At 65.1% G+C, this 23768-nt stretch carries 21 protein-coding genes; 12 read left to right on the forward strand and 9 right to left on the reverse strand.

From position 1 onward, the window contains the following. Nucleotides 1-16 precede the first annotated feature (16 nt). The 12 genes from ABIB80_RS12750 (at nt 17) to ABIB80_RS12805 (ending at nt 14120) form a co-directional block, all read left to right on the forward strand. Nucleotides 17-991, forward strand: coding sequence for an NAD-dependent epimerase/dehydratase family protein (locus tag ABIB80_RS12750; RefSeq protein ID WP_354127557.1), 975 nt, complete (start codon nt 17-19; stop codon nt 989-991). Then, nucleotides 991-1740 carry an SDR family oxidoreductase gene (locus tag ABIB80_RS12755; RefSeq protein WP_007593107.1) on the forward strand — a complete coding sequence of 250 codons (750 nt, stop codon included), beginning with the start codon at nt 991-993 and terminating at the stop codon, nt 1738-1740. The genes ABIB80_RS12750 and ABIB80_RS12755 overlap by 1 nt, the downstream gene beginning before the upstream one ends. After that, on the forward strand, nt 1737-3173 hold the full coding sequence (locus tag ABIB80_RS12760; RefSeq protein ID WP_354127558.1) for an NAD(P)-binding domain-containing protein: 1437 nt from the start codon (nt 1737-1739) through the stop codon (nt 3171-3173). The genes ABIB80_RS12755 and ABIB80_RS12760 overlap by 4 nt, the downstream gene beginning before the upstream one ends. 119 nt (nt 3174-3292) lie before the next feature. Beyond that, nucleotides 3293-4912 carry an ABC transporter substrate-binding protein gene (locus ABIB80_RS12765; protein ID WP_354127559.1) on the forward strand — a complete coding sequence of 540 codons (1620 nt, stop codon included), beginning with the start codon at nt 3293-3295 and terminating at the stop codon, nt 4910-4912. A 41-nt stretch (nt 4913-4953) separates the two neighbouring features. Continuing rightward, complete coding sequence (locus tag ABIB80_RS12770; RefSeq protein WP_007593101.1) at nt 4954-5988, forward strand: ABC transporter permease; 1035 nt, start codon at nt 4954-4956, stop codon at nt 5986-5988. After that, nucleotides 5985-6833 carry an ABC transporter permease gene (locus ABIB80_RS12775; RefSeq protein WP_354127560.1) on the forward strand — a complete coding sequence of 283 codons (849 nt, stop codon included), beginning with the start codon at nt 5985-5987 and terminating at the stop codon, nt 6831-6833. Before ABIB80_RS12770 ends, ABIB80_RS12775 begins: the two co-directional genes overlap by 4 nt. Beyond that, the gene (gene nikE / locus ABIB80_RS12780; protein ID WP_354127561.1) at nt 6830-8500 is read left to right on the forward strand and encodes a nickel ABC transporter ATP-binding protein NikE; all 1671 of its coding nucleotides are present in this window, start codon (nt 6830-6832) and stop codon (nt 8498-8500) included. Before ABIB80_RS12775 ends, nikE begins: the two co-directional genes overlap by 4 nt. Before the next feature lie 141 nt (nt 8501-8641). After that, complete coding sequence (locus ABIB80_RS12785) at nt 8642-10243, forward strand: ABC transporter substrate-binding protein (RefSeq protein WP_354127562.1); 1602 nt, start codon at nt 8642-8644, stop codon at nt 10241-10243. A 17-nt stretch (nt 10244-10260) separates the two neighbouring features. After that, nucleotides 10261-11202, forward strand: coding sequence for an ABC transporter permease (locus ABIB80_RS12790; RefSeq protein WP_007593093.1), 942 nt, complete (start codon nt 10261-10263; stop codon nt 11200-11202). Then, a complete protein-coding gene (locus ABIB80_RS12795; protein WP_007593091.1) occupies nt 11199-12122 on the forward strand; it encodes an ABC transporter permease in 924 nt (307 codons plus the stop codon). Before ABIB80_RS12790 ends, ABIB80_RS12795 begins: the two co-directional genes overlap by 4 nt. Nucleotides 12123-12141: 19 nt before the next feature. Continuing rightward, nucleotides 12142-13131, forward strand: a complete 990-nt coding sequence (locus ABIB80_RS12800) for an ABC transporter ATP-binding protein (RefSeq protein ID WP_354127563.1) — start codon at nt 12142-12144, stop codon at nt 13129-13131. Beyond that, complete coding sequence (locus tag ABIB80_RS12805; protein WP_354127564.1) at nt 13128-14120, forward strand: ABC transporter ATP-binding protein; 993 nt, start codon at nt 13128-13130, stop codon at nt 14118-14120. The genes ABIB80_RS12800 and ABIB80_RS12805 overlap by 4 nt, the downstream gene beginning before the upstream one ends. A 179-nt stretch (nt 14121-14299) precedes the next feature. On the opposite strand, the gene ABIB80_RS12810 is transcribed toward ABIB80_RS12805, so the two are convergent. From ABIB80_RS12810 to ABIB80_RS12850, 9 genes are all read right to left on the reverse strand, one after another. Continuing rightward, a complete protein-coding gene (locus ABIB80_RS12810; RefSeq protein WP_219681065.1) occupies nt 14300-14587 on the reverse strand; it encodes a YciI family protein in 288 nt (95 codons plus the stop codon). An 80-nt stretch (nt 14588-14667) separates the two neighbouring features. Then, on the reverse strand, nt 14668-15642 hold the full coding sequence (locus tag ABIB80_RS12815; RefSeq protein WP_199198270.1) for a sugar ABC transporter substrate-binding protein: 975 nt from the start codon (nt 15640-15642) through the stop codon (nt 14668-14670). Nucleotides 15643-15684: 42 nt separating this feature from the next. Then, nucleotides 15685-16662, reverse strand: a complete 978-nt coding sequence (locus ABIB80_RS12820) for an ABC transporter permease (protein ID WP_354127565.1) — start codon at nt 16660-16662, stop codon at nt 15685-15687. Then, nucleotides 16659-17609 (reverse strand): ABC transporter permease, encoded by a 951-nt coding sequence (locus ABIB80_RS12825; protein ID WP_354127566.1) that lies wholly within the window; start codon nt 17607-17609, stop codon nt 16659-16661. Before ABIB80_RS12825 ends, ABIB80_RS12820 begins: the two co-directional genes overlap by 4 nt. Beyond that, the gene (locus ABIB80_RS12830) at nt 17602-19128 is read right to left on the reverse strand and encodes a sugar ABC transporter ATP-binding protein (protein WP_354127567.1); all 1527 of its coding nucleotides are present in this window, start codon (nt 19126-19128) and stop codon (nt 17602-17604) included. The genes ABIB80_RS12825 and ABIB80_RS12830 overlap by 8 nt, the downstream gene beginning before the upstream one ends. Then, nucleotides 19125-20519, reverse strand: coding sequence for an FAD-linked oxidase C-terminal domain-containing protein (locus ABIB80_RS12835; protein ID WP_354127568.1), 1395 nt, complete (start codon nt 20517-20519; stop codon nt 19125-19127). The genes ABIB80_RS12830 and ABIB80_RS12835 overlap by 4 nt, the downstream gene beginning before the upstream one ends. A 53-nt stretch (nt 20520-20572) precedes the next feature. Next, a complete protein-coding gene (locus ABIB80_RS12840; RefSeq protein WP_354127569.1) occupies nt 20573-21457 on the reverse strand; it encodes an intradiol ring-cleavage dioxygenase in 885 nt (294 codons plus the stop codon). 15 nt (nt 21458-21472) lie between these two features. Further along, complete coding sequence (locus ABIB80_RS12845; protein WP_354127570.1) at nt 21473-22375, reverse strand: NAD(P)-dependent oxidoreductase; 903 nt, start codon at nt 22373-22375, stop codon at nt 21473-21475. A 20-nt stretch (nt 22376-22395) separates the two neighbouring features. Beyond that, a complete protein-coding gene (locus tag ABIB80_RS12850) occupies nt 22396-23766 on the reverse strand; it encodes an amidohydrolase family protein (RefSeq protein WP_354127571.1) in 1371 nt (456 codons plus the stop codon). Between the last annotated feature and the right edge of the window lie 2 nt (nt 23767-23768).

Raw genomic sequence — 23768 nt, forward strand, 5'->3', positions numbered from 1 at the left:
CGGCGGATCGCGCGCGATGAAGATCGTCATCTTCGGCGGCACCGGCTTTGTCGGCCTCAACGTTGCGGGGGCGCTGCTCGCGCGCGGCCACGACGTCACGCTTTATAACCGCGCAGAGTTGCCACCATCCGCGCGGCGATCTCTTGCCGACTACGGCGCCCGGCTCAAAGCCGTGCAGGGCGATATCACCGACGCAGATGCCATCGATGCCCTGATCGCCGAAGGCGTTGATGCGATCGTGCTCGGGGCGGCCATCACCGCCGGTGATGAACTGGAGAGGGCATCGACCGCGCGCGTTCTCGAGATCAATGTGATGGCGCAGATCCCGATCCTGCTCTCTGCTATCCGGCATGGCGTTCGTCGCGTCGTCAATCTCTCCTCGGCATCGGCCTACGGTGCTGCGGGTGCGCGGGTCGCGATTCTGGACGAGGACACGCCTTGCGATCCGGTCTCGTTCTACGCCATCAGCAAGTTCACATCGGAGCGATCGGTTGCGCGTCACGCCGAGCTCTTCGGCGGCGATTTCCTGAGTGTACGGCTGAGCGCCCTGTTCGGGCCGTGGGAGCGACCGAGCTCCGTGCGCGACACGCCAAGCCTCCAGTTCCAGATTCTGGCGGCATTCGCGCGCGGCGAGCCGGCGATCATGCCTGAAACGGGCATGAGGGACTGGATCTACGCGCCGGATGCGGCCGAGGCCGTCGCACTGCTGATCGAAGCCGAGCGGCCGCGCCATCGGCTCTACAACATCTCCAGTGGCGCGCTATGGCCGGCGCTGCAATGGGGCGAGGCCTTTGCGGCGTTGCATCCCGGCCTGGAGTGCCGGCTCGCGGCGCCCGGCGAGAAAACCATCATCAAGCTGCATGGGCCCTATCGTGCGCCGCTGTCGGTGAACCGGATGGCGGATGAATTCGGCTGGCAGGCGAGGTTCGGCTGCGCCGACTCCGCCGCAGCCATGAGCGCCTGGTGGACGCAGCACAAGGAGAGTCTCTGATGCGGCTGCAGGGGCGCACGGCCATCATTACGGGCGCAGGCTCCGGCATCGGCCGCGCCAGCGCGAAGCTGTTTGCCGACGAAGGCGCGCATCTCGCTCTGGTCGATCGCGATGCCGCGGGGCTTGAGGAGACGCTGATCCTGGTGGGCGAGGCAACGACCTATGTCGGTGACGCCGGCGATGCCAGTTTTGCCGAGACCGTAGTCGGCGATGTCGTGGCCCGGCACGGCCGGCTCGATATCCTGATGACCGCCGCGGGCTTTTCCTGCGGCGGCACGGTGCTGACCACCAGTCCCGAAGATTGGGATGCGGTGTTCCGCACCAATGTCGGTGGCACCTGGCTGTGGGCGCGGGCGGCCGTGCCGCAGATGCAGCGGCAGAAGGGCGGCTCGATCATCACGCTGGCATCGCAGCTTGCGATCGCCGGCGGCAAGGGCAACAGCGCCTATATCGCCGCCAAGGGCGCGATTATCGGCCTGACGCGGACGATGGCGGTGGACTTTGCGACCGACGGCATTCGCGTCAACGCCATTGCACCCGGTGCGATCGACACGCCGATGCTTCGCCGCAGCTTTGCCCGTCACGCCAATGCGGACGAGGTGCGCGAAACCTCCCGCAATCGCCATGCCATGAAGCGGTTCGGTCAGGCCGAGGAGATCGCGCAAGCGGCGCTGCATCTCGCAAGCGATGCGTCCTCATTTACCACCGGCACCGTGATGGTGGTCGACGGAGGCTGGCTCGCGGCATGAGGTATACACTGACAGAGCTCGAAGCTGACGTTCGCGCCGATCTCGCGCGGATCGCGCATCCCGGTGCCGCCTGGCTCGAACCGAAGCCGGGACCGGACGACAAGCCGGCGCTGGATGTGCTCGTGATCGGCGCCGGCCAATCCGGCATCGCCATCGGCTTCGGCCTGATGCGCTCCCGTGTCAGCAACATTCTGCTGCTGGACAAGGCCGAGGAGGGGATGGAAGGCCCGTGGCTCACCTATGCCCGCATGCCGACGCTGCGCAGCCCAAAGGATTATACCGGTCCTGACCTCGATATCCCGAGCCTGACCTATCAGTCTTGGCATGAGGCCCGCTTCGGCAAGGAGAGCTGGCAGACACTCGACCTGATCCCGCGCGGGCACTGGGCTGAGTATCTGCTCTGGCTACGGCGCACGATCGGCCTGCCCGTGCGCAACGGCTGCGAGCTCCTGGAAATCCGGCCGGCCGCAGACGGGTTGCTGGCCGCACGCGTGAAGCGTGGCGATGGCGTCGAGACGCTCCATGCGCGCAAGATCGTGCTGGCGACGGGGCAGGAGGGAATGGGGAGCTGGATGATCCCCGAGCCGCTGAGCCATCTGCCGATGAGCTCGGTCGCAACAGTCGACGACGATATCGATTTCGAAAACCTCCGCGGCAAGCGCGTCGCCGTGATCGGCGCCGGCGCATCTGCCTTCGACAACGCGGCAACCGCGCTGGAAGCCGGCGCCGCAGAGGTACACCTGCTATGCCGCCGCGCACAGATCCAGGTAATCCAGCCCTATCGCTGGCTGACCTTTCGCGGCTTCCTGCGTCATCTCAGCGATCTCGACGATGCCTGGCGCTGGCGCTTCATGCGCACCATCCTCGACATGCGCGAAGGATTTCCGCAGCCGACCTATGATCGCTGCGCGCGCCACGCCAATTTCACATTGCACGAGGGCGCGCCGCTTGAGGCGGCCCGCGAGACCGGCAAGGGCATCGAATTGCAGACGCCGCGCGCCGCCATCGCGGCGGATTTCGTCATCTGCGGCACCGGCATCGACATGAACTTTGCCGGGCGCGGCGAACTCGCCACATTCGCCGGCAATATCGCAACCTGGGCGGACCGCTACCACCCCCCGGAGAGCGAGCGCAACGCGCGGCTCGGCCGCTTTCCCTATCTCGCCGACGACTACGCCTTCACCGAGCGCGTCGCGGGCGAGACGCCGTGGATCTCAGACATCCATCTCTTCGCCATCGCCTCCACCATGAGTTTTGGTCCGTCGGGATCGTCGATCAACGCGATGACGACCGCGGTGCCGAAGCTGGTGAATGGCCTGACGCGCGGCCTGTTTCGTGCCGACGTGGAACGGCACTGGGCCTCGCTCCGCGCCTATGACGTGCCGCAGGCCGTGGTCACGCGGCCAGCGCGAAAAATGGAAGAATCGCGATGATCGTCCATGCGCCGCCGCGACAAAGCGTCCACAACAGCGCATCATGAGACTGGCGCGCAACTTGCTTCTTTCTTAACCTGTCCTGTCGGCGTTCTTGTCGAGATCTTTGGGGAAAACCAATGCGTATTGTGTCTTTCAGGTCGGCATCCTCCGTGCTCGCCACCATCGCGTTGTTGCTCATCGCCACCGCGCCTTCGCGAGCGCAAACCAGGGCCGAGACGTTGCGCTATGTCACCGGCGCATCCGTCAACACGCTCGATCCCAACATCCCGGGCTCGACGCGCGAATCCTTCGCGCTGAGCATGAGCACCTACGACCGCCTGGTGGCGTTCGGCCGCAAGCAGCTCAACGGCAAATGGGTGTTCGATCTCGACAAGATCACCGGCGAGCTCGCCGAATCCTACGACGTCAGCCCGGATGGACTGAAGCTGACGTTCCGTCTGCGCAAGGATGCCAAGTTCCAGGACGGCTCGCCCGTGACCGCCGAGGACGTGAAATGGTCTCTCGATCGCTGCGTCACCGCGCCGATCCTTGGCAAGGCACAGTTGCTGACGGGATCGCTGACGTCGGCCGACCAGTTCAAGGTGATCGATCCCCTCACGATCGAAGTGACGCTGCCGAAGCCCGACAAGCTCGCGCTGCCGAATCTCGCGACGGTCTACCCGCTGATCATCAACTCGAAGGTCGCCAAGGAGCACGCGACCCCAGAAGATCCCTGGGCGACCGCTTGGCTGAAGGAGCACACTGCCGGCAGCGGTGCCTATGTGATCGAGAGCTTCAAGCCCGGCGAGCAGGTGATCATCAAGCGCAACGAGGACTGGAACCGCGGCTCGCCCAACAAGCCGGCCTTCTTCAAGCGCGTGATCGTGCAGTCCGTGCCGGAGCCCGCGACCCGCGCCAATCTTGTCGAGCGCGGCGACGCCGACCTCGTCGTCGATCTCCAGGCCAGCGACGTGCAATCGCTCGAGGCCAAGGGCAAGCTCAAGGTGATCTCGACGCCGCAATACAATTCGATCACCTTCGTCTCGATGAACAACCAGATCCCGCCCTTCGACAACGTCAATGTGCGCAGAGCCGTCGCCTTCGCGCTGCCCTATGAGGATATGTTCAAGGCTGCCCTGTTCGGTCGCGGCGCGCCGCTGTTCGGTGCGACATGGCCGGATGGCAAGCCGCTGAACGGCATCTATCCGTTCCGGGCGCCGGTGAAGACCGATCTCGACAAAGCGAGGGAATATCTGAAAGCCGCCGGCCTCCCGGAGGGTTTTTCAACCACCTTCAGCTTCAACGTCGGCCAGGCCTCGACCGCGGAGCCGATGGCGGCTCTCGTGAAGGAATCGCTTGCCAAGATCGGGATCAAAGTCGACATCCAGAAGCTGCCGGATGCGCAGATGTCGACGCAGATCAACGAGAAGAAGCTGCCCCTGTTCACGGAAGGCATCGTCGCCTGGCTGCCCTCGACCGATTACTTCTACCGCAATTTCTACACCGGCAATCAGCGCTGGAACTATAGCTCGATCAACAATCCGGAACTGGCGACGATCGCGCAGGAAGCGCGCTTCGAGCCCGACAAGGCCAAGTACGAGGAGGATGGCCGCAAGCTCAACGCGATCCATTTCAGCGAGATGCCGCAGATCCCGCTGTGGCAGCCGAACCAGGACGCCGTAATGGCGGCCTCGATCGAGGGCTATACCTACGAATTCCATCGTCAGGTCGATTATCGCGACGTCAGCCGCAAGTAATTTGACTGAAAAGTGATGTCCGCAAACGGAGGCTCTGAAAGGTGATGACCGGTCTTGGTGCGACGGTGGCGCGGGCGGGGAGGCGGCTTTTGTCGTCGCTGCCGGCGTTGTTCGGCGTGCTGGTCTTCACCTTTCTCCTGATGCGGGTCCTCCCCGGAGATCCCGCGGTGTTCTTCGCCTCTGGGCCCAATGCCGGCAAGGAGGAGATCGAGCAGATCCGCAAGCAGATGGGGCTCGACAAGTCGGTGCCGGAGCAGCTCGTGTTCTATCTGTCCGATATCGGCCGCGGCAATCTCGGCCGCTCCATGATGACGGGACAGCCGGTCCTGAAGGATCTGCGCGAACGGCTGCCGGCCTCGCTGGAGTTGACCTTCACGGCGCTCCTGATCGCGCTGATCGCGGCGGTGCCACTCGGCGTGGTCGCAGCCTTGAAGCCGGGATCGCTGGTCGATCACGGCGTGCGGCTGTTCTGTGCGCTCGGCGTCTGCGTGCCGACCTTCGTGTCGGGCCTGCTGCTGATCTATGTGTTCTACTATCTGCTAGGTCTTGCGCCTGACCCGACCGGGCGGATCGACGTCTTCACCTCGCTGCCGCCGCAGCGCACCGGATTCCTGTCGATCGATTTCCTGCTCGCGGGAGACATCGAGGGCTGGTGGGCGGCCTGCAAGCAGCTGATCCTGCCTGCGCTGAGCATGGCCCTGTTCGTCATCGCGCCGCTGGCGCGGATCACGCGTGCCTCGATGCTGGTCTCGCTCGGCAGCGATTTCGTGCGCACGGCGCGCTCGGTCGGATTGTCCTGGCAGAAGGTCGTTGTCACCTATGCGCTGCGTAATGCGATCCTTCCCGTTATCACCATTGCCGGCATCGTGTTCTCGACCATGCTTGGCGCGAATGTCCTGGTGGAGAAGGTGTTCTCCTGGCCGGGCGTTGCCTCCTACGCGCTCGATGCGCTGCTATCGTCCGACTATGCGCCGGTGCAGGGTTTCGTGCTGCTGATGGCTGGCATCTTCGTGCTGGTCAATCTCGTTGTCGATATCTGCTACGGCATCGCCGATCCCAGGGTGTCGATCGGATGACCAGCGCAACCCTCCGCCATTCGGTCTGGATATTGCGCGGCAACCCGCTGACCGGTGTCGCCGCGGCGGGTGTCCTGCTGTTTGTCCTGGTCGCGATCTTCGGACCGTGGCTGGTGCCCTATGATCCCGTCGTCTCCAATGTCTCGGAGGCCCTGCAACCGCCGAGCGCGGCGCATCTTGCCGGCACCGACCAGCTTGGGCGCGACGTGTTCAGCCGCCTCGTCGTTGCGGCACGCCTCGACCTTGCCATCGCGGTCTCGGCGGTCGGCATCTCCTTCGTGATCGGCGCCGTCGTCGGCTCATTCTGCGGCTATGCCGGCGGCAGGCTCGACCGCTCGGTCGGCCGCTTCGTCGACGTCATGATGGCCTTTCCGCTGTTCGTGCTGGCGATGGCGATGGTTGCGGCGCTCGGCAACCGGATCGAGAACGTTGTGATTGCGACCGCGATCATCAATCTTCCCTTCTACATCCGCTTCGCGCGCGCCGAGGTCAACGTCCGGCGCAATGTCGGCTGGGTGGAGGCGGCGCGTTCCTGTGGCGAGAGCCATTTCTCGGTGGTGCTGCGCTTCCTGCTGCCGAACATCCTGCCGGCGATGGCGGTGCAGATCTCGCTCAACCTCGGCTGGGCGATCCTGAACGCCGCCGGCCTGTCCTTCATCGGCCTTGGCGTCAAGCCGCCGACGCCGGAATGGGGCATCATGGTCGCGGAGGGCGCCCGCTTCATCTCGACGGGGCGGTGGTGGCTGGTGGCCTTTCCGGGCCTCGCGTTGATGATGGCCGTGCTGTGCTTCAACCTCCTCGGTGACGGGATGCGGGACATTCTCGATCCGCGCATGCGCACATGAGCGAGGACTTGCTCAGGATCGACGATCTCCACGTTTCGTTCTCGACGCGGCGCGGAATGGTCGAGGCCGTGCGCGGCGTGACGCTCAAGGTCGAGGCCGGCGAGATGCTTGGCCTCGTCGGCGAAAGCGGATCGGGCAAGTCGGTCACCGGTTTTGCCACGACGCGACTGCTCGATGCAGCCGGGCGCGTCACCGGCGGAAAAATCCTGTTTCGCGGGCAAGACGTCACAAAACTCAGGCGTGACGATCTCCGTCAGCTCCAGGGCGCCGCGATGTCGATGATCTTTCAGAACCCGCGCGCGGCGCTCAACCCGATCCGCGCGATCGGCCTGCAGATCGCGGACGCGATCCTCACGCACAAGCGGATATCGAAGGACGCCGCCCGCGCCGAGGCACTGGAGCTGTTGCGCGCCGTCCAGATCCGCGACCCCGAGACGCGGATGAACGCCTATCCGCACGAGCTCTCCGGCGGCATGTGCCAGCGCGTGATGATCGCGATCGCGATCTCCTGCAATCCCGCGCTCTTGATCGCCGATGAGCCGACGACCGGGCTCGACGTCACCACGCAGAAGGTGGTGATGGACCTTTTGGCGGAGATTGCCGCCGCGCGCGGCATGGCGACGATCCTGATCACGCACGATCTCGGGTTAGCGGCGCGATATTGTCGCCGTATCGCGGTGATGGAGCGCGGCCGTATAGTCGAAGAGGCTAGCCCCAGGACGCTGTTCGGCGCACCGCAGCACGCCTATACCCGGCGTCTGGTGGCGGCGTCGCCGACCGCGACCTCCGGGATCGCGGACCTCGTAACGGAAGAGGAGCGGGAAGGCTACGCGGCTGTCGTCAGCAGGCCCAGGCAGGAGCCCGTTCACGGGACTCCGCCGCTGCTGGAGGTGCGCAAGCTCGCAAAACGCTTCGACGAGGGCGCTGCGGCGGTGGCGGACTTCTCCATGACGATGGCCGGCGGCGAGAGCGTCGGCCTCGTCGGCGAATCCGGCTCCGGCAAGAGCACGACGTCGCGCATGATCTGCCGCCTGATCGATCCGAGCGAGGGCGAGATCGTGTTCGACGGGCAGTCGATCGGCCACGTGGCGTCGCGCGACTTTCATCGCTCGCGCTTCCGCAAAGACATCCAGATGGTGTTCCAGGACCCGAACGAGAGCCTCAATCCGCGCTTCACCGCCTTCGATTGCATCGCCCATCCGCTGATGCGGCTCGATCGTATGCGTGGGGGCGATGCGCTGCGCAAGCGGGTGGAGGATTGCGCCGAGCGTGTGGGGCTGCAGCTGGATCTGTTGCCGCGCTTTCCGCATCAGCTCTCCGGCGGCCAGAAGGCGCGCGTCGGCATCGCGCGCGCCATCGCCTGCCGGCCGCGGCTCCTGGTGCTGGACGAGCCGACCGCCGCGCTCGACGTATCCGTTCAGGCGGTGGTACTGCAACTGCTCGATCGTCTCAGGCGCGAGAACGACATCGCGCTGCTGTTCGTCAGCCACGATCTCAACGTGGTGCGCATGCTTTGCGATCGCACTATCGTGCTGCGCAATGGCGGCATCGTGGAGCAGGGCGAGAGCCGGGCGCTGTTCGACAATCCCAAGACCGACTACACGCGCAAGCTCGTCGAGGCGATTCCGCATATCGAGACCGGGCCAGTGCTGGCGGCTGCGCTTTGAGGTCTCGCCCGGCCCAAATGGTGCGGATATCCCGCTGGCGAAGGTCCGGTTAGTGGCATACCATTTGCACGCCAATGAGCTCTGGTTTCACCTGTTCTTGGCCAACGATGGCCGGCATCACGGCACTATTGGGAGGATTTCATGGATCGCAGGACCGTATTGAAGGGACTGGCCGGCGCGGGCGGTCTGGCATTGAGCGGCTTCTCGGCCCCGGCGATCGCACAAGGCGCCTCCGCGCGCACCCTGCGCTTCGTGCCGCAAGCAAACCTCGCCAATTTCGACCCGATCTGGGGCACGCAATATGTCGTGCGCAATGCCGCCGCGCTGGTCTGGGATACGCTCTACGGCGTCGATTCCTCGCTCCAGCCGCAGCGGCAGATGGTCGAGTCCGAGGAAGTGACCGACGACGGCACCACCTGGACGTTCAAATTGCGGCCGGGCCTCAAATTCCACGACGGCGAGCCGGTGCGGAGCAAGGACGTCGTTGCGAGTCTCACCCGCTGGGCGGCGCGCGATCCGATGGGGCTGATGCTCAAGGCACTGCAGCAGGAACTCACTGCTGTCGACGATCGCACTTTCAAATGGGTGCTGAAGCAGCCGTTCCCGAAGATGCTCTATGCGCTTGGCAAGAACAACTCGCCCTGCGCCTTCATCATGCCGGAGCGCATCGCGCAGACCGACCCGTTCAAGCAGATCGGCGATTATGTCGGCTCGGGGCCGATGAAGTTTGCCAAGGGCGAGTGGGTCCCCGGCGCGAAAGCCGTGTTCGAGAAGTTTGCCGACTATGTACCGCGGCAGGAGAAGGCGTCGTGGCTCGCCGGCGGCAAGCAGATGCTGCTCGACCGCGTCGAATGGATCGTGATGCCGGATCCGGCGACCGCCGCGGCCGCGCTGCAAAACGGCGAGATCGACTGGTGGGAGAACCCGATCGCGGACCTCGTCCCGGTCCTGAAGAACAACAAGAACATCAGCGTCGATATCGGCGATCCCCTCGGCAATGTCGGCTCGTTCCGCATGAACTTCCTGTATCCGCCCTTCAACGACGTGCGGGCGCGGCGCGCAGTGCTGATGGCGATGAGCCAGGAAGACTATATGCGCGCGCTCGTCGGCGACGATAATTCGCTGTGGAAGTCGCTGCCCGGCTTCTTCACGCCCGATACGCCGCTCTACACCGAGGCGGGCGGCGAGGTCCTGAAGGGCAAGCGCGATCTTGACGCTGCAAAGAAGCTGCTCGCCGAGAGCGGTTATTCCGGCCAGCCGGTGACCTGCCTGGTGGCGCAGGACCAGCCGATCACCAAGGCGTTCGGCGATGTGACCGCCGATCTCTTGAAGAAGCTCGGCATGAATGTCGACTTCGTCGCGACCGATTGGGGCACGGTCGGCTCCCGCCGCGCGCAAAAGACGCCGCCCGGACAGGGCGGCTGGAACATGTTCCACACCTGGCATGCGGGTTCGGACTGCATCAATCCGGCGCCCTATACCGCCATTCGCGCCAACGGCGACAAGGCCTGGTTCGGCTGGCCGAACAGCCCCGGCACGGAAAAGGAGGTCACGTCCTGGTTCGAGGCCAAGGGCCTCGACGAGGAGAAGGCCGCGGTCGCTCGTCTCAACAAGGTCGCGCTCGAGGACGTCGTCTACGCGCCGACCGGCTTCTTCCTCAGCTACACGGCCTGGCGCAAGAACGTCTCCGGCATCACAAAGGGGCCGCTGCCGTTCTTCTGGGGCGTGTCGAAATCCGCATGACCTTGCGCTGAAGCCAGATGCTATCCTACATCCTCCGGCGTATCGCCTCGACCTTGCCAGTGATGGCCATCGTCGCGCTGTTCGTGTTCAGCCTGCTCTACATCGCGCCGGGAGATCCCGCCGTGGTGATCGCAGGCGATCAGGCAAGTCCGGAGGATGTGGAGCGTATCCGTCAGAGCCTCGGCCTCGATCGACCCTTCCTGATCCAGTTCGGCAGTTGGGTCTGGCGCATTCTGCATGGCGATCTCGGCACCTCGATCTTCACCAATTTGCCGGTCTCGACCATGATCGGGCAGCGTCTCGGGCCGACGCTGTCGCTGATGATGGTCACGCTCCTGCTCACGATCGTGGTCGCGGTGCCGCTCGGCGTGCTGGCGGCCTGGAAGGCGGGAAGCCTGATCGACCGGGCCATCATGGCCTTTGCCGTGTTCGGCTTCTCCCTGCCGGTCTTCGTCGTCGGCTATGTCCTCGCCTACGTCTTCGCGCTGGAGCTCGAATGGCTTCCGGTGCAAGGCTATACGCCGCTCGCCCAGGGCGTCTGGCCCTGGCTGCAAAACCTGATCCTGCCGGCGATCGCGCTCGGCTGTGTCTACATCGCGCTGATCGCCCGTATCACGCGCGCCACCATGCTCGAAGTATTGCAGCAGGATTATATCCGCACCGCGCGCGCCAAGGGCCTCGGACAGGGCGGCATCCTGTTCGTCCACGCGCTGAAGAACGCGGCGGTGCCGATCGTCACGGTGATCGGCATCGGCATCGCGCTGCTGATCGGCGGCGCGGTCGTCACGGAAAGCGTTTTCGCGATTCCCGGCCTCGGCCGGCTCACGATCGACGCGATCCTGCGCCGCGATTATCCCGTAATCCAGGGCATCGTGCTGCTGTTCAGCTTCGTCTACGTCCTCGTCAATCTGATGATCGACGTCATTTATACGCTCGTTGACCCGAGGATCCGCTATTGACCGATACGACCGTCAATCCGCAAGCGCTGCCGGCGGGCTTCGTCCTCGCGCCGCAACTGCCTGAGATCCTCCGGCCGGTTACGATCCGGCGCGGCTTCGTCGGGCTGCTGCGCGGCCATCCCACCGTTGCCATTGGCGGCACGTTGCTGCTGTTGCTCGTCCTGATCGCGATCTTTGCGCCTTATCTTGGAACGGTGGATCCGACCGCACTTGCGCCGGCCAAGCGGACCCGCGCACCGTCGGCGCTTTACTGGTTTGGCACCGACGTTCTCGGCCGTGACATCTATTCACGCGTGCTGTTCGGCGCGCGCGTCTCGCTCACGGTCGGCTTGTCCGTTGCGATCTTCGCCTCCGCGGCCGGTCTCGCCATCGGCATCGTCTCCGGCTTCATCCGCTGGGCCGACGGCATCTTGATGCGCTTCATGGACGGCCTGATGTCGATCCCGCCGATCCTGCTGGCGATCGCGCTGATGGCGCTGACACGCGGCAGCGTCGGCAACGTCATTCTCGCGATCACCGTCGCCGAAATCCCGCGCGTCTCCCGCCTCGTGCGCAGCGTCGTGCTCTCGCTGCGCGAGCAGCCCTACGTGGATGCGGCAGTGGCCTGCGGCACGCGCACACCGATGATCATCCTGCGCCATATCCTGCCCAACACGCTGGCGCCGATGCTGATCCAGGCGACTTACATTTGTGCCAGCGCGATGATCACCGAGGCGATCCTGTCCTTCATCGGCGCTGGTACGCCGCCGACCATTCCGTCCTGGGGCAACATCATGGCCGAGGGGCGGGCGCTGTGGCAGGTCAAGCCCTACATTGTGTTCTTTCCGGCGGCCTTCCTGTCCGTCACCGTGCTCGCCGTCAATCTGCTCGGCGACGGCCTTCGCGATGCGCTCGATCCGCGCATGGCCAAGAGCCTCTGATGGCGAGGGGCTGATCGCGATGGCACTGCTCGAAGTCGAGAATTTGCAAACCCACTTCCGCACGCCCAGCGGCATCAACCGCGCGGTGGACGGCGTGTCGTTCCATGTCAACGAGGGCGAGACGCTCGCCATCGTCGGCGAGTCCGGCTGCGGCAAGTCGGTGACCTCGATGTCGCTGATGCGGCTGATCCCGGAACCGCCGGGAAGGATCGCCGGCAGCATCCGCTTCGCGGGCAAGGACCTGCTGCAAATGTCCGACCGCGAGATGCGCGCGATCCGCGGCAACGACATCTCGATGATCTTCCAGGAACCGATGACCAGCCTCAACCCGGTCCTGACCGTCGGGCGTCAGATCCGCGAGACGCTGATGATCCACCAAGGCTTGGATAGAGAGGCCGCCGAGGCGCACGCCATCGAGATGTTGATTCTGGTCGGCATTCCCGAGCCGAAGCGTCGCGTGCGGGAATATCCGCACCAGCTCTCCGGCGGCATGCGCCAGCGCGTCATGATCGCCATTGCACTTGCCTGCAATCCAAAGCTTCTCATTGCGGACGAGCCGACCACCGCGCTCGACGTGACGATCCAGGCGCAGATCCTGAAATTGATGTTGGACCTCAAGCACCGGGTCGGCGCGGCGATCATCCTGATCACCCACGATCTTGGCGTGGTCGCCGAGATCGCCGAGCGCGTCATGGTCATGTATGCCGGGCGCAAGGTCGAAGAAGCGCCGGTGGCGGAACTGTTCCGTTCGCCGCGTCATCCCTACACGCAGGGCCTGCTCGGTGCAGTGCCGCGGCTCGGCTCGTCGCTGACCGGCACCGCGAGGCGGCTGGCAGAGATCCCCGGGCAGGTGCCTGATCTGCGCAAGCCTATCGTCGGCTGCGTCTTCGCCGGACGTTGCGCGCTCGCGACCGATCTCTGCCGCCAGTACGCGCCGGGGCTCGAAGAGAAGGGGCCACGTCACGTCGCGGCCTGCCACTATGCAGCCAAGGGAGCGGTCGCGGCATGAGCCCCCCACTGCTCCAGGTCAACGACCTCAAGAAGCACTTTCCGGTCAAAAAGGGCATGTTCAGCCGCAAGTCCGAATGGGTCTATGCGGTGGACGGCGTGTCGTTCGAGATCGCGCGTGGCGAGACGCTCTCGCTGGTCGGCGAGTCCGGCTGCGGCAAATCGACGGTCGGCCGTGCGATCCTGCGACTGTTCGACATCACGTCAGGGCAGGTCATCCTCGACGGCCAGCGCATCGACGACGCCCATCCGAGCACGATGCGCCAGATGCGCCGCCGCGTGCAGGTGGTGTTCCAGGACCCGTTCTCGAGCCTCAATCCGCGCATGCGCGTGCGCGACATCCTGGCCGAGCCGATCCGCAATTTCGGCCTCGCCAAATCCGCGATCGATCTCGAAACCCGCGTGACCGCGCTAATGGACACCGTGCGCCTGCCGCGCGAGGCGTTGAACCGCAGGCCGCACGAATTCTCCGGCGGTCAGCGCCAACGCATCGGCATCGCGCGGGCGCTCGCCGCCGAGCCCGAGCTGATCGTCTGCGACGAGGCGGTCTCGGCGCTCGACGTCTCGGTCAAGGCCCAGATCGTCAATCTGCTGCAGGATCTCCAGCGCGAGTTCGGCCTGGCGCTGCTGTTCATCAGCCACGACCTCGCGATCGTCGAGCACATGACCCATCGCGTCGCGGTCATGTATCTCGGCAAGATCGTCGAGGTGGCGCCGCGCTACGAGATCTTCGCCGCGCCAAAGCATCCTTACACCAAGGCGCTGCTCTCGGCGGTCCCGCTGCCGGAGCCGGGGGCCCAGCGCAATCCGATCATCCTCAAGGGCGACGTGCCGAGTCCGATCAACCCGCCGAGCGGGTGCCGCTTCCACACCCGTTGCCCGCTCGTGTTCGATCGCTGCCGGACCGAGGAGCCGACATTGCGCGCGGCTGGCCCCGAGCAGTGGGTGGCCTGTCATCTCGAAGAAGGTGCCGCGGTGGCGAGCGGCTAGCCGTTGGGGCCGCGGCGAAGCTCTGGATCGAGGCGTAGGGGCGACAATCGGGCAAGGATGGCACTCCGCTCCTGTTCTGCCCGACGAGTCAAAGACGTTTGCGACGAAAATTCATGTGTAAAAACAACCCCGTTCTTACTGTGCATGGGGTTGTTTTCGCGTTTTTGTTGAGCCGCCTTTCAGCCTTGGCGGCGCAGGAAGCCCGTGATCGTGACCTTGTCCCAGATGTCGGCCGCTGCAAACGGATCGGCTCGGTTGAAAGCCTCGACCTCGCTGCGGCCAGGCGCCTCGATCAGGAACAGGCTGCCGATCATGGTCGCGCCGTCGTCGGAGACCAGCGGTCCCGACATCACGATCTCGACGCCGAAGCGCGAGGTGTCGCTCAGGAAAGCCTTGTGGGCGTCGTAATTGGCGAGCCGGATCGGCAGCGCGCCGGCGCGGTCGAGGGCGTGAATGGCGAACAGCATGATGGTCTCCGTTTATGCGTCCGTTTCTTGGGACGGCCGCGGCTGCGGCCGTCCGGGCTTGTCGTGATGGGTGCGCCTGGTTACTTGCCGCCGAGCTTGCTGGCTTCCTCGAAAGTCGGGCAGCTCCGTTGCTCCAGCGGCACGTCGAACGGCTGGTAATTGTCCTTGGTGATCACGGTCGGCTTCAGCACGATCTCGGCAATGACGGGCTGGTTGCGCAGGGAGCGGATCGCCATCATGGTGCCAAGGCATCCCTGAAAAAATCCGTTGTAGTCGCCGCTCGCGAGCAGCTTGCCGGACTTGATCGCGTCGATCGCTTCCTTGGTGCCGTTGATGCCGATCACCTGCGCCTTGCGGTTGGCGCCGTCGAGCGCCTCGATCGCACCGACGGCCATGGCGTCGTTGGCGGCGAGCACGCCGTCGATCTGCGCGTTCGACTGCATCAGATTCTCCATCACCTGGAGCGCCTGGAGCCGCTGGTAGTTGCCGGGCTGCGAGGCCAACAGTTTGGCACCGGCGTTTTCCTTCAGTGCGTCGTTGAAGCCGCGGACGCGGTCGACATTGGTCAGCGAGCCCTTGACGCCCTCGATGATGACGATGTTGCCCTTGCCGCCCAGCGTCTTGAGCAGGAAGCGCGCGGTCTCGAGCCCGAGGCTGTAATCGTCGGCGCCGACGAAGGACAGGAACTTGCCGCCGGCGGAGCGGTCGGTGATGTTGACGACGGGGATCTTGGCATCGTTGATCTTCTCGACACCCGGCACCATCGCCTTGTAGTCGACCGGCGTGAAGACGATGGCGCTCGGCTTCTTCACCACGACGTCCTCGATCTGGCTGAGCTGCTCGGGAATGCTGTCGGGCTTGGTCGGGATGTACTGCAGCGTCTTCGCGTTCAGCGTCTTCGCCATGTTGTCGGCGCCGACCCGCACCGTCTGGAAGAACGGGTTGGTCTGGTTCTTGGTGAAGACGGCGATGGTCTCGCCGTCGGCTCGCGCTTGCGTGGTGAGCGCGGCCGCCATCAGCAGCGGCAGCGCCAAATAACCCAGTTTCTGTTTCATGTTGCCTCCATCCCTCATTTTGCTTGTTGCTCGTTCAAGAACTCATTGCGCGCGGCGGCGGGTCTTCATGTCGAGCCAGACCGCGAGAATGACGATGATGCCGGTGACCAGCGGCTGCCAGTTGGCGCTGACCGACAAGAGGTTCATGCCGTTCAGCACCAGCGTCAGGATCAGTGCGCCGATGAAGGTGCCGAACACGGTGCCGACGCCGCCGAACAGCGAGGTGCCGCCGATCAGCACGGCGGCGATCGCGGGCAGCGTCAGGCTTTCGCCGATATCGGCCTCGGCCGAATTGAGCCGCGACAGGAAGATGATCGAGGCGAGCCCCGCCATGGTGCCGGAGACGGCATAGACCAGCAGCAGGCGGCGCGCGACCGGAATGCCGGAGAGCCGCGCCGCAACCGGATTGGCGCCGATCGCATAGATCTCCTGGCCCCAGATCGTTCGCTGCGCAAACAGTGTTCCGATCCCGAGGAACACCAGCAGCAGGTAGACCGGGATCGGCAGGCCGAACAGATAGCCGCTGCCGATCTGGCGGAAGCCTGCCGGAAAGCCGTGAAGGGTTTCGCCCGCCATGTACCAGTAGGTGAGGCCGTTCAGCACCCAGAGCATGCCGTAGGTGGCGATGAAGGAGGGGATACGAAGCGCGGTGACCATGACGCCGTTGAGCAGGCCGACGATGCCGCCGCAGGCAAGTCCGGTGAGGATGCCGAGCGCCGGCGAGCCGGTCTTGTGGATCACGGTCCCGGCGATGCAGGCGGACAGCGCGACATTGGCGCCGACGGAGAGATCGAGGCCCGCGGTCAGCACCACCAGGGTCAGGCCGGAGGCGATGAAGAAGGTCAGGCTCGCCTGCCTGAGCACATTGAGGATGTTGCCGAGGCTCAGGAAGGAATCGCTGAGCACGGCAAGCACCGCACAGATCAGCAGCGCCGCAAGCAGGCGATAGAATAATTGGATCGCATCCTGCGACAGGAACGAGCGCGGCGGCGCGATGGCCTCTTTGCTGAGGTCGGTCATGCGCGGCTCCTGAGCCCGTCGAGGAACAGCGCGACGATGACGAGGACGCCGACGCTTGCGACCTGCACCGAGGACGGCAGCGAGATCAGGTTCAGCCCGTTGCGCAGTACGCCCACCGAGAGCACGCCGAGCAGGGTGCCGAGCAGCCAGCCATTGCCGCGTTCGAACGACGTGCCCCCGACGGCGACGGCCGCGATCGCATCGAATTCGAGACCGAGGCCGGCCGTCGGGTGACCGGAATTCATCCGCGCCGTCATCAGTAGGCCGGCAATGCCGGCCATGGCGCCACCGATCGCATAGACCGTGATCAGCAGACGGTTGGGTGACAGGCCGGCATAGCGCAGCGCCTCCCGGTTGCCGCCGAGCGCGAAGATATAGGTGCCGAAGCGGGTGTGATAGAGCAGGCCGTGAAACGCTGCATAGGTCACCAGCGCCATCACGATCGGCACGGGCACGCCGAGAAGCGTCGCCGAATAGATGTCGCGCACGCTGTGGGGGATGCCGACCACGCTCTGGCCGTCGCTGACGATCAGCGACAGGCCCTGCGCCATACCGAGCGTGCCCAAGGTCGCAACGAACGGCGGGATCCCCACGATCGCAACCAGCCAGCCGTTGGCGAAGCCGAAGGCCGTGCCGACGAGGAGCCCGGCACCGAGGCCGAGCAACATCGAGTTGGTGGCGAGCGAAACGATGGCGACGCAGAGCGAGGTCAGCGTCAGCACCGCGCCCATCGACAGGTCCAGCCCCTCGGTCATGATGATGAGCGTCGTCGGCAGCGCGAGCATGGTCAGGATCGTCGACTGCACCAGCACGTTGGAGAGATTGGCGACCGACAGGAAGCCGGGCGCGATCGTGCTGAACAGCGCGATCAGCAGCACCAGCACGATGGCAACGCCGGGAATGCGTTGCAGCGGATTCGGTTGAGAGACGACCGCGGCCTCACGCATGATGCATCCCCAGTCGCACGATGTTCTCCTCGGTCAGTTCGTTGCGCGCGAGGTGCCCGGCGATGCGCCCCTCGCGCATCACATAGGCGCGGTCGCAGACGTGGCAGATCTCGACCTGTTCGGACGAGATCATCAGCGCCGCCGCGCCTTCCGCGACGAGGCGGTCGATGAGGGCGAAGATTTCGGCCTTGGCACCGATATCGATGCCCCGGGTCGGCTCGTCGAAGATGAAGAGCTTTGAACCGGCGGCGAGCCATTTGCCGATCACGACCTTCTGCTGATTGCCGCCCGAAAGCAGACCGACGGTCTGGCGCGCGCTGGGCGTCGCAATGCGTAGCTGGCGGATCAGGCCGTCGGCACTGCGCAGCGCGCTGCGTTGATCAAACAGACCGCTCGGGAACAGCTTTCGCAGCGCCGACACCACCAGATTGTCCCCCACCGACCGCAACAGCGCGAGGCCCTCGCTCTTGCGGCTCTCCGGGATCAGCGCGATGCCACGGCGGGCCGCAAGATCAGGCTCGCCGGAGATAGTCTTGCCGTCGAAGACGATCTCGCCTGAGGTCACGGGATCGGCCCCGAAGATCGCGCGCGCGACCTCGCTGCGACCGGAGCCGACCAGGCCACACAGGCCGACGATCTCGCCCCGCCGCACCTCGATGTTGATGTCCGAGATGCCGGTGGAGGCAGTCAGGCCTTTGACTTCGAGCAGCACTTCGCCGGGCTTGTCGGCAAAATTGCGCGGATAGGTCATGTCGACGTTGCGACCGACCATCATGCGGACGAGCTGGTCCGGGGTGACATCGGCCGGGCGAACGCCGTCGATGCGACGACCGTCGCGCAGCACGGTGATGCGGTCTCCGAGCGCGAACACCTCCGCCATGCGGTGCGAGATGTAGACGATGGAGACGCCGTCGGCCTTCAGCCGCGCGATTAGCGCGAACAGCAGCTCGGTCTCGCGATCGGACAGTGCTGCGGTCGGTTCGTCCATCACGAGGATGCGGGCGTTCTGGCTGATCGCTTTGGCGATCTCGACCATCTGCTGCTGCGCCACCCCTAACTTGTCGACGATGGTTGACGGGTCGATGTCAAAGCCGATCGTGCCAAGCACGCGCGCGGCGTCGGCCAAAATCTTGCGGCGGTCGATGGTGCCGGGGATGCGGCCCTTCGGCTCGCGGCCGAGAAAAATGTTCTGGGCGATATCGAGATGGGGGACCAGCGAGAATTCCTGGAAGATCACGGCGATGCCGAGCTTCTGCGCGTCTGCGGCCGAGTTGATCGCGACCGGCTCGCCCTTGAAGTAGAACTCGCCGGCATCGGCGCGATAGGCCCCGCACAGCACCTTCATCAGGCTCGACTTGCCGGCGCCGTTCTCGCCCAGCAGCATATGGACTTCGCCGGGGAAGACGGCAAAGGACACGTCATCCAGCGCCTTGACGCCAGGAAACTCCTTGCTGATGCCGCGCAGCTCGAGGAGCGGGACAGGCGAGGAGGGCTCGACGGCCAATGCGGCGGTGCTCATGCCTGCGCTCCGCTTGCAAAGATCTTTCCGGGATTCATCAGGCCCTTGGGGTCGAGCGCGGTCTTGATCGATCGCATCACATCGACGGCCTCGCCGAGTTCATCAGCGAGATAATCGATCTTGCCGAGCCCGATGCCGTGCTCGCCGGTGCAGGTGCCGTCCATGGCAATCGCGCGGGCGACCATGCGGGCCTGGAGCGCCTTGGCGCCTTCGACTTCCTCCGGCCTTGCCGGGTCAATCAGGATCAGCATGTGGAAATTGCCGTCGCCGACGTGGCCGACGATCGGCGCGATGAACCCGCGCCCGTCCGCGTCGCGCCGGGTCTCCGTGAGGCATTCCGCCAGTCGCGAGATCGGCACGCAGACATCGGTGATCACGGCACGCGCGCCGGGGCGGAGGCCCAGGCCGGCATAGAGCGTGTTGTCGCGGGCGTGCCAGAGACGGCTGCGATCCTCCGGTGCCTTCGCCCAGGCAAAGCCATAGCCGCCATGGTCGGCGGCAATGGCCTGTGCGGCCTCGGCCTGCTCGGCGACCGAAGTCTCAGAACCATGGAATTCGAAGAACAGGGTCGGGGCTTCGCGATAGCCGAGCTTCGCATAGGCGTTGATGCCGCGCATCATGACGTCGTCGAGCAGCTCGATGCGCGCCACGGGGATCGCGGACTGGATCACGGAGATCGCGGTGTCCACGGCGTCCTGCAGGGTGTCGAAGCTGCAGACCGCGGCCGAGATCGCCTGCGGCACGGGATGCACCTTGAGCGTGATCTCGGTGATGACACCGAGCGTGCCCTCGGCGCCGACGAACATGCGCGTCAGGTCGTAGCCGGCGGCTGACTTGCGCGCGCGCCGGGCGGTCCGGATCACGCGGCCGTCCGCCAGCACCACCTCCAGCGCGATGACATTGTCCTTCATGGTGCCGTAGCGCACCGCCATGGTGCCGGAGGCCCGCGTGGACGTCATGCCGCCGATCGAGGCGTCGGCGCCGGGGTCGATCGGAAAGAAAAGCCCGGTGCCGCGCAGCGCCGCATTGAGCTGCTTTCGTGTGATGCCGGGCTGGACCACGACGTCCATGTCGCTCTCGTGCACCGTCAGCACCTTGTTCATGCGTGCGAAGTCGAAGCAGACTCCGCCCGCGACCGCGGCCGCATTGCCTTCGAGCGAGGTCCCGGCGCCGAACGGAACGATGGGCATGTTCGCGCCCGCGCATAGCTTGACGATCTCCGCGACCTCCTGCGTGGTTTCAGGGAATACGACGATGTCTGGCGGCAGGCTGCGATAATGTGACTCGCTCTGCCCATGCTGATCGAGCACGCGACGCGCGACGCTCGCGCGCGGGCCGATCAAGCCTGTGAGGCGATCGGCCAATATGCCCGTGCTGACCCGTGGTCCCATCCTTGCTCCCTGTCTTGCCCTGCCGGACTCTTGTTGGTCCGCCGTCGTTCAGCTTAGGCGGCTCTTGCGCTGCTTGCGACCTGCTTCAGGCCGAAATCATAGTTGAGATGAAAATACTCGCTGTCCACCATGCGACCATCGGGCGCACGACCTGGCGGGCACCGCACAAATTCGCGGATCAGGCTGTCCTTGACGCCGAACACCACGTCGCTGTCGAGATACTGGTCGCCGGCCACGAACACATGGGTCACGAGTTGCTCGAAGCCGGGCGCCGAGATCATGAAATGCACATGCGCCGGGCGCCAGGGATGGCGGCCCTGGACCTCCAGCATGTCGCCGACCGTGCCGTCATGCGGGATCGGATAGGCGGCCGGCTTGATCGACCAGAAATTGAAGCGGCCATTCTGGTCGGTGTGGAAGCGCGCCCGCATCGCAAGATCGCCGATCTTGTCGAGCTGCTGCACGTCGTAATAGCCGTCATCGTCGGAATGCCAGACGTCGACGACCGCGTCCGCGAGCGGCCGTCCGTCGACAGTCGACACCGAGCCGGTGACGAGCATCGGATCGCCCTCCATCGGGCCGGAGATGTCAGCGCCGTTGTCTTTCTCGGGCGAGGCCTGCACGAAGAACGGACCGAGCACCGTGGTTTCGGTCGCGCCTTCCGGCACCGGATGGTTGATGGCGTCGACCAGCATGGAGACGCCGAGCGCGTCCGACAGCAGGATGAACTCCTGGCGCTTGTCGTCGCACATCTGGCCGGTGCGGGTCAGGAAGTCGATGCCGTATTCCCATTCCTTCTGGGTCGGCCGCACCTCGCGGACAAAGGCATGAAGGTGGCGCACCAGCGCTTCGCTGACCTGCTTGATGCGCGGATCGGTTGCGCCCGCGATCCGCTCCAGCACGGCGTCGGTGATGGTGTTCTCGTTGAAATTGCGCATAGATGCCTCCGTAACTCAGAGTTTGGGCTCGCCGAGGCCGGACAGCCGCTCGATGTGTTTGACAGTCGCGATGAAGTCAGCGTCGCCGTCGCCTTGCGCGACCAGCGAGCCATAGGTCTCCCGCACTTGGGCGGCGAGCTGAAGCGGCACGCCGACCGCGTGGCCGGCGCCGAGGATCAGATCGAGATCCTTGGCCATCTGCCTGCAGGAAAAGGTCGAGTCGAAATCGCGGTTACGCAGCGGCGCGGTCTTGTACTTCACCATCGGTGAGGCCACCGCGCTGTCGTCGAGAACTTTCAGAATGTCCTGCCAGCCGATGCCGCCCTTGCGCGCCAGCGCCAGGCTTTCCGCCATCATGGCGGCCGAGACAGCGATCATCAAATTGACCGCAAGCTTCGCATATCGCGCTTCCTCGCCGGGCCCGAGATAGGTCTGGGCGCGGGTGAAGGCGGCGAGCAGCGGCTTTGCGTTTTCGTAGGCGTCCTTCGGGCCCGAGACGAAGCAGCTCAGCGCGCCGGTGTGAACGATGCTGGCATTGCCCGAGACCGGCGCCCGCAGGTAGAAGACACCGCGCGCCTGTGCAGCTGCGTCGACCTCTGCGGACGCCTCGACGCTCACGGTGCTGGTCTCGATCAGGACAGTTCCGGCAGCCATCGCGGCGATGAGGCCGGTGGAGCCGAGCAACGCGCCGCGCAAGGCAGCGTCATCGGGTAAGGACGTGATGATCGCGACCTTGCCGCCCACGGCCTCCGCCGGCGAAGCGGCAATCGAAATGCCTTGCGCGCGCGCCTCGTCGAGCCGTGTCGTGCTCCGGTCGAACGCGGTCACGACATAACCGGCCTTGGCGACGAGCACCGACATCGGCAGGCCCATCTTGCCGATCCCGATGAAAGCGACGTTCTTTGGCGTGTCAGTCATTGTTGTTGTCCTTGACGCCCTCAGGCGGCGTGTCCCTGTCGTTCGATGTCGTGCACCAGCCGCCGGCCGGATTGCGCGAGCAATTGCTTTTTCGCCTCCAGACCGTCGGCCAGCAACCGTCCATTCCGCTTCTTCCACACGCCGCCGATCATCACGGCCTCGATATTGGCGAGGCTCGTTTGCATCACCACGGTGGCAACGGGATCGTGCACTGGGACGAGGTTGAGATCGGAGCAATCGATGATGACGATGTCGGCGAGCTTGCCCGGTGTCAGCGAGCCGATCTGGTGCTCGCGACCGAGCATGCGGGCGCCTTCCGTCGTAATCCAGCGCAGCGCCTCGCGGACGGGGATCGTGGTCGTCGCTGGAATGGTGCTGGTGACCTTGCGCGACTCGGCGTTGTCGAGCGCCCGCTGCATCGAGAGCGCAACGCGCGCGGCGGAGAAGAGGTCGCCGGCCAGCACGGATTCCAGATCGATGCCGATGGTCGGCCGCACGCCGCGCTTGAGCAGCCGTCCGGTGATCGGGAAGCCGTGGCCCTGGACCATCTCGTTCTCCGGCGTCACCGAGAAGGAGACGCCGAGGTCGACCATCCGGTCCAGGAGATCGTCAGGCAGGTCGTTGCCATGGACGATGTTGATTCCGGCGCCGACGAGGCCGGCCCCGATCAGCTTCTCCCAGCCACCAGGCGTCTTGGCGGGACCACCGCCCTGATGCATGGATGCGATCAGCTTGAACTCGCGCGCCATGCGGAAATCGTGCATGGCGACGTCGAGCGTCGAATAATGCGGGCCGAGGATCGCGAGCCCAAGTGTGACGAGGCCGTCGCGGTCGGCGAGGGGCCCCGCCAGCAGTCGCTCGACCTCACGGCGTGGATGCGGGATTTCCGAGAAATGCGGCTCGCCCGGTTTCGGTTCAGGTTTGGGCGAGCCGTGGAAGAAGGCCGCGCGGATACCGCTCTCGATCAGGCCGCGCACGGCGCCGTCGGTATGATCGGGCGTCGGATTGTTGTGGCACCAGTCCACCAGCGTGGTGGTGCCCTGGTTGATCTGGTTCAGCGCGCCCACCAAGGTCGCGATATAAATGTCCTCGGGCCGGAAGACCGTAGCGAGCCCGGCATGCATGCGGCGGAAATATTCCAGCAGCGTCCAGTTGGCGGCATAGCCGCGCAAGCCCGTCTGCCAGGTGTGCATGTGCGCGTTGATCAGGCCGGGGATGACGATGCGCCCGGTGCCGTCGACGATCTCGGTCTCGGCCGCGCCGCCGACGTCGATCGATGGACGCACGTCAACGATGCGGCTGCCCTCGATCAGCACGTCGCCGCCAGGTAAATCGCCGATCGCGTCATCAATGCTGATGATGACCGCGGATTTGATCAGCGTGCGCCGCATCG

It is taken from the genome of Bradyrhizobium sp. i1.15.2, assembly GCF_040548425.1.
GTDB lineage: Bacteria > Pseudomonadota > Alphaproteobacteria > Rhizobiales > Xanthobacteraceae > Bradyrhizobium > Bradyrhizobium canariense.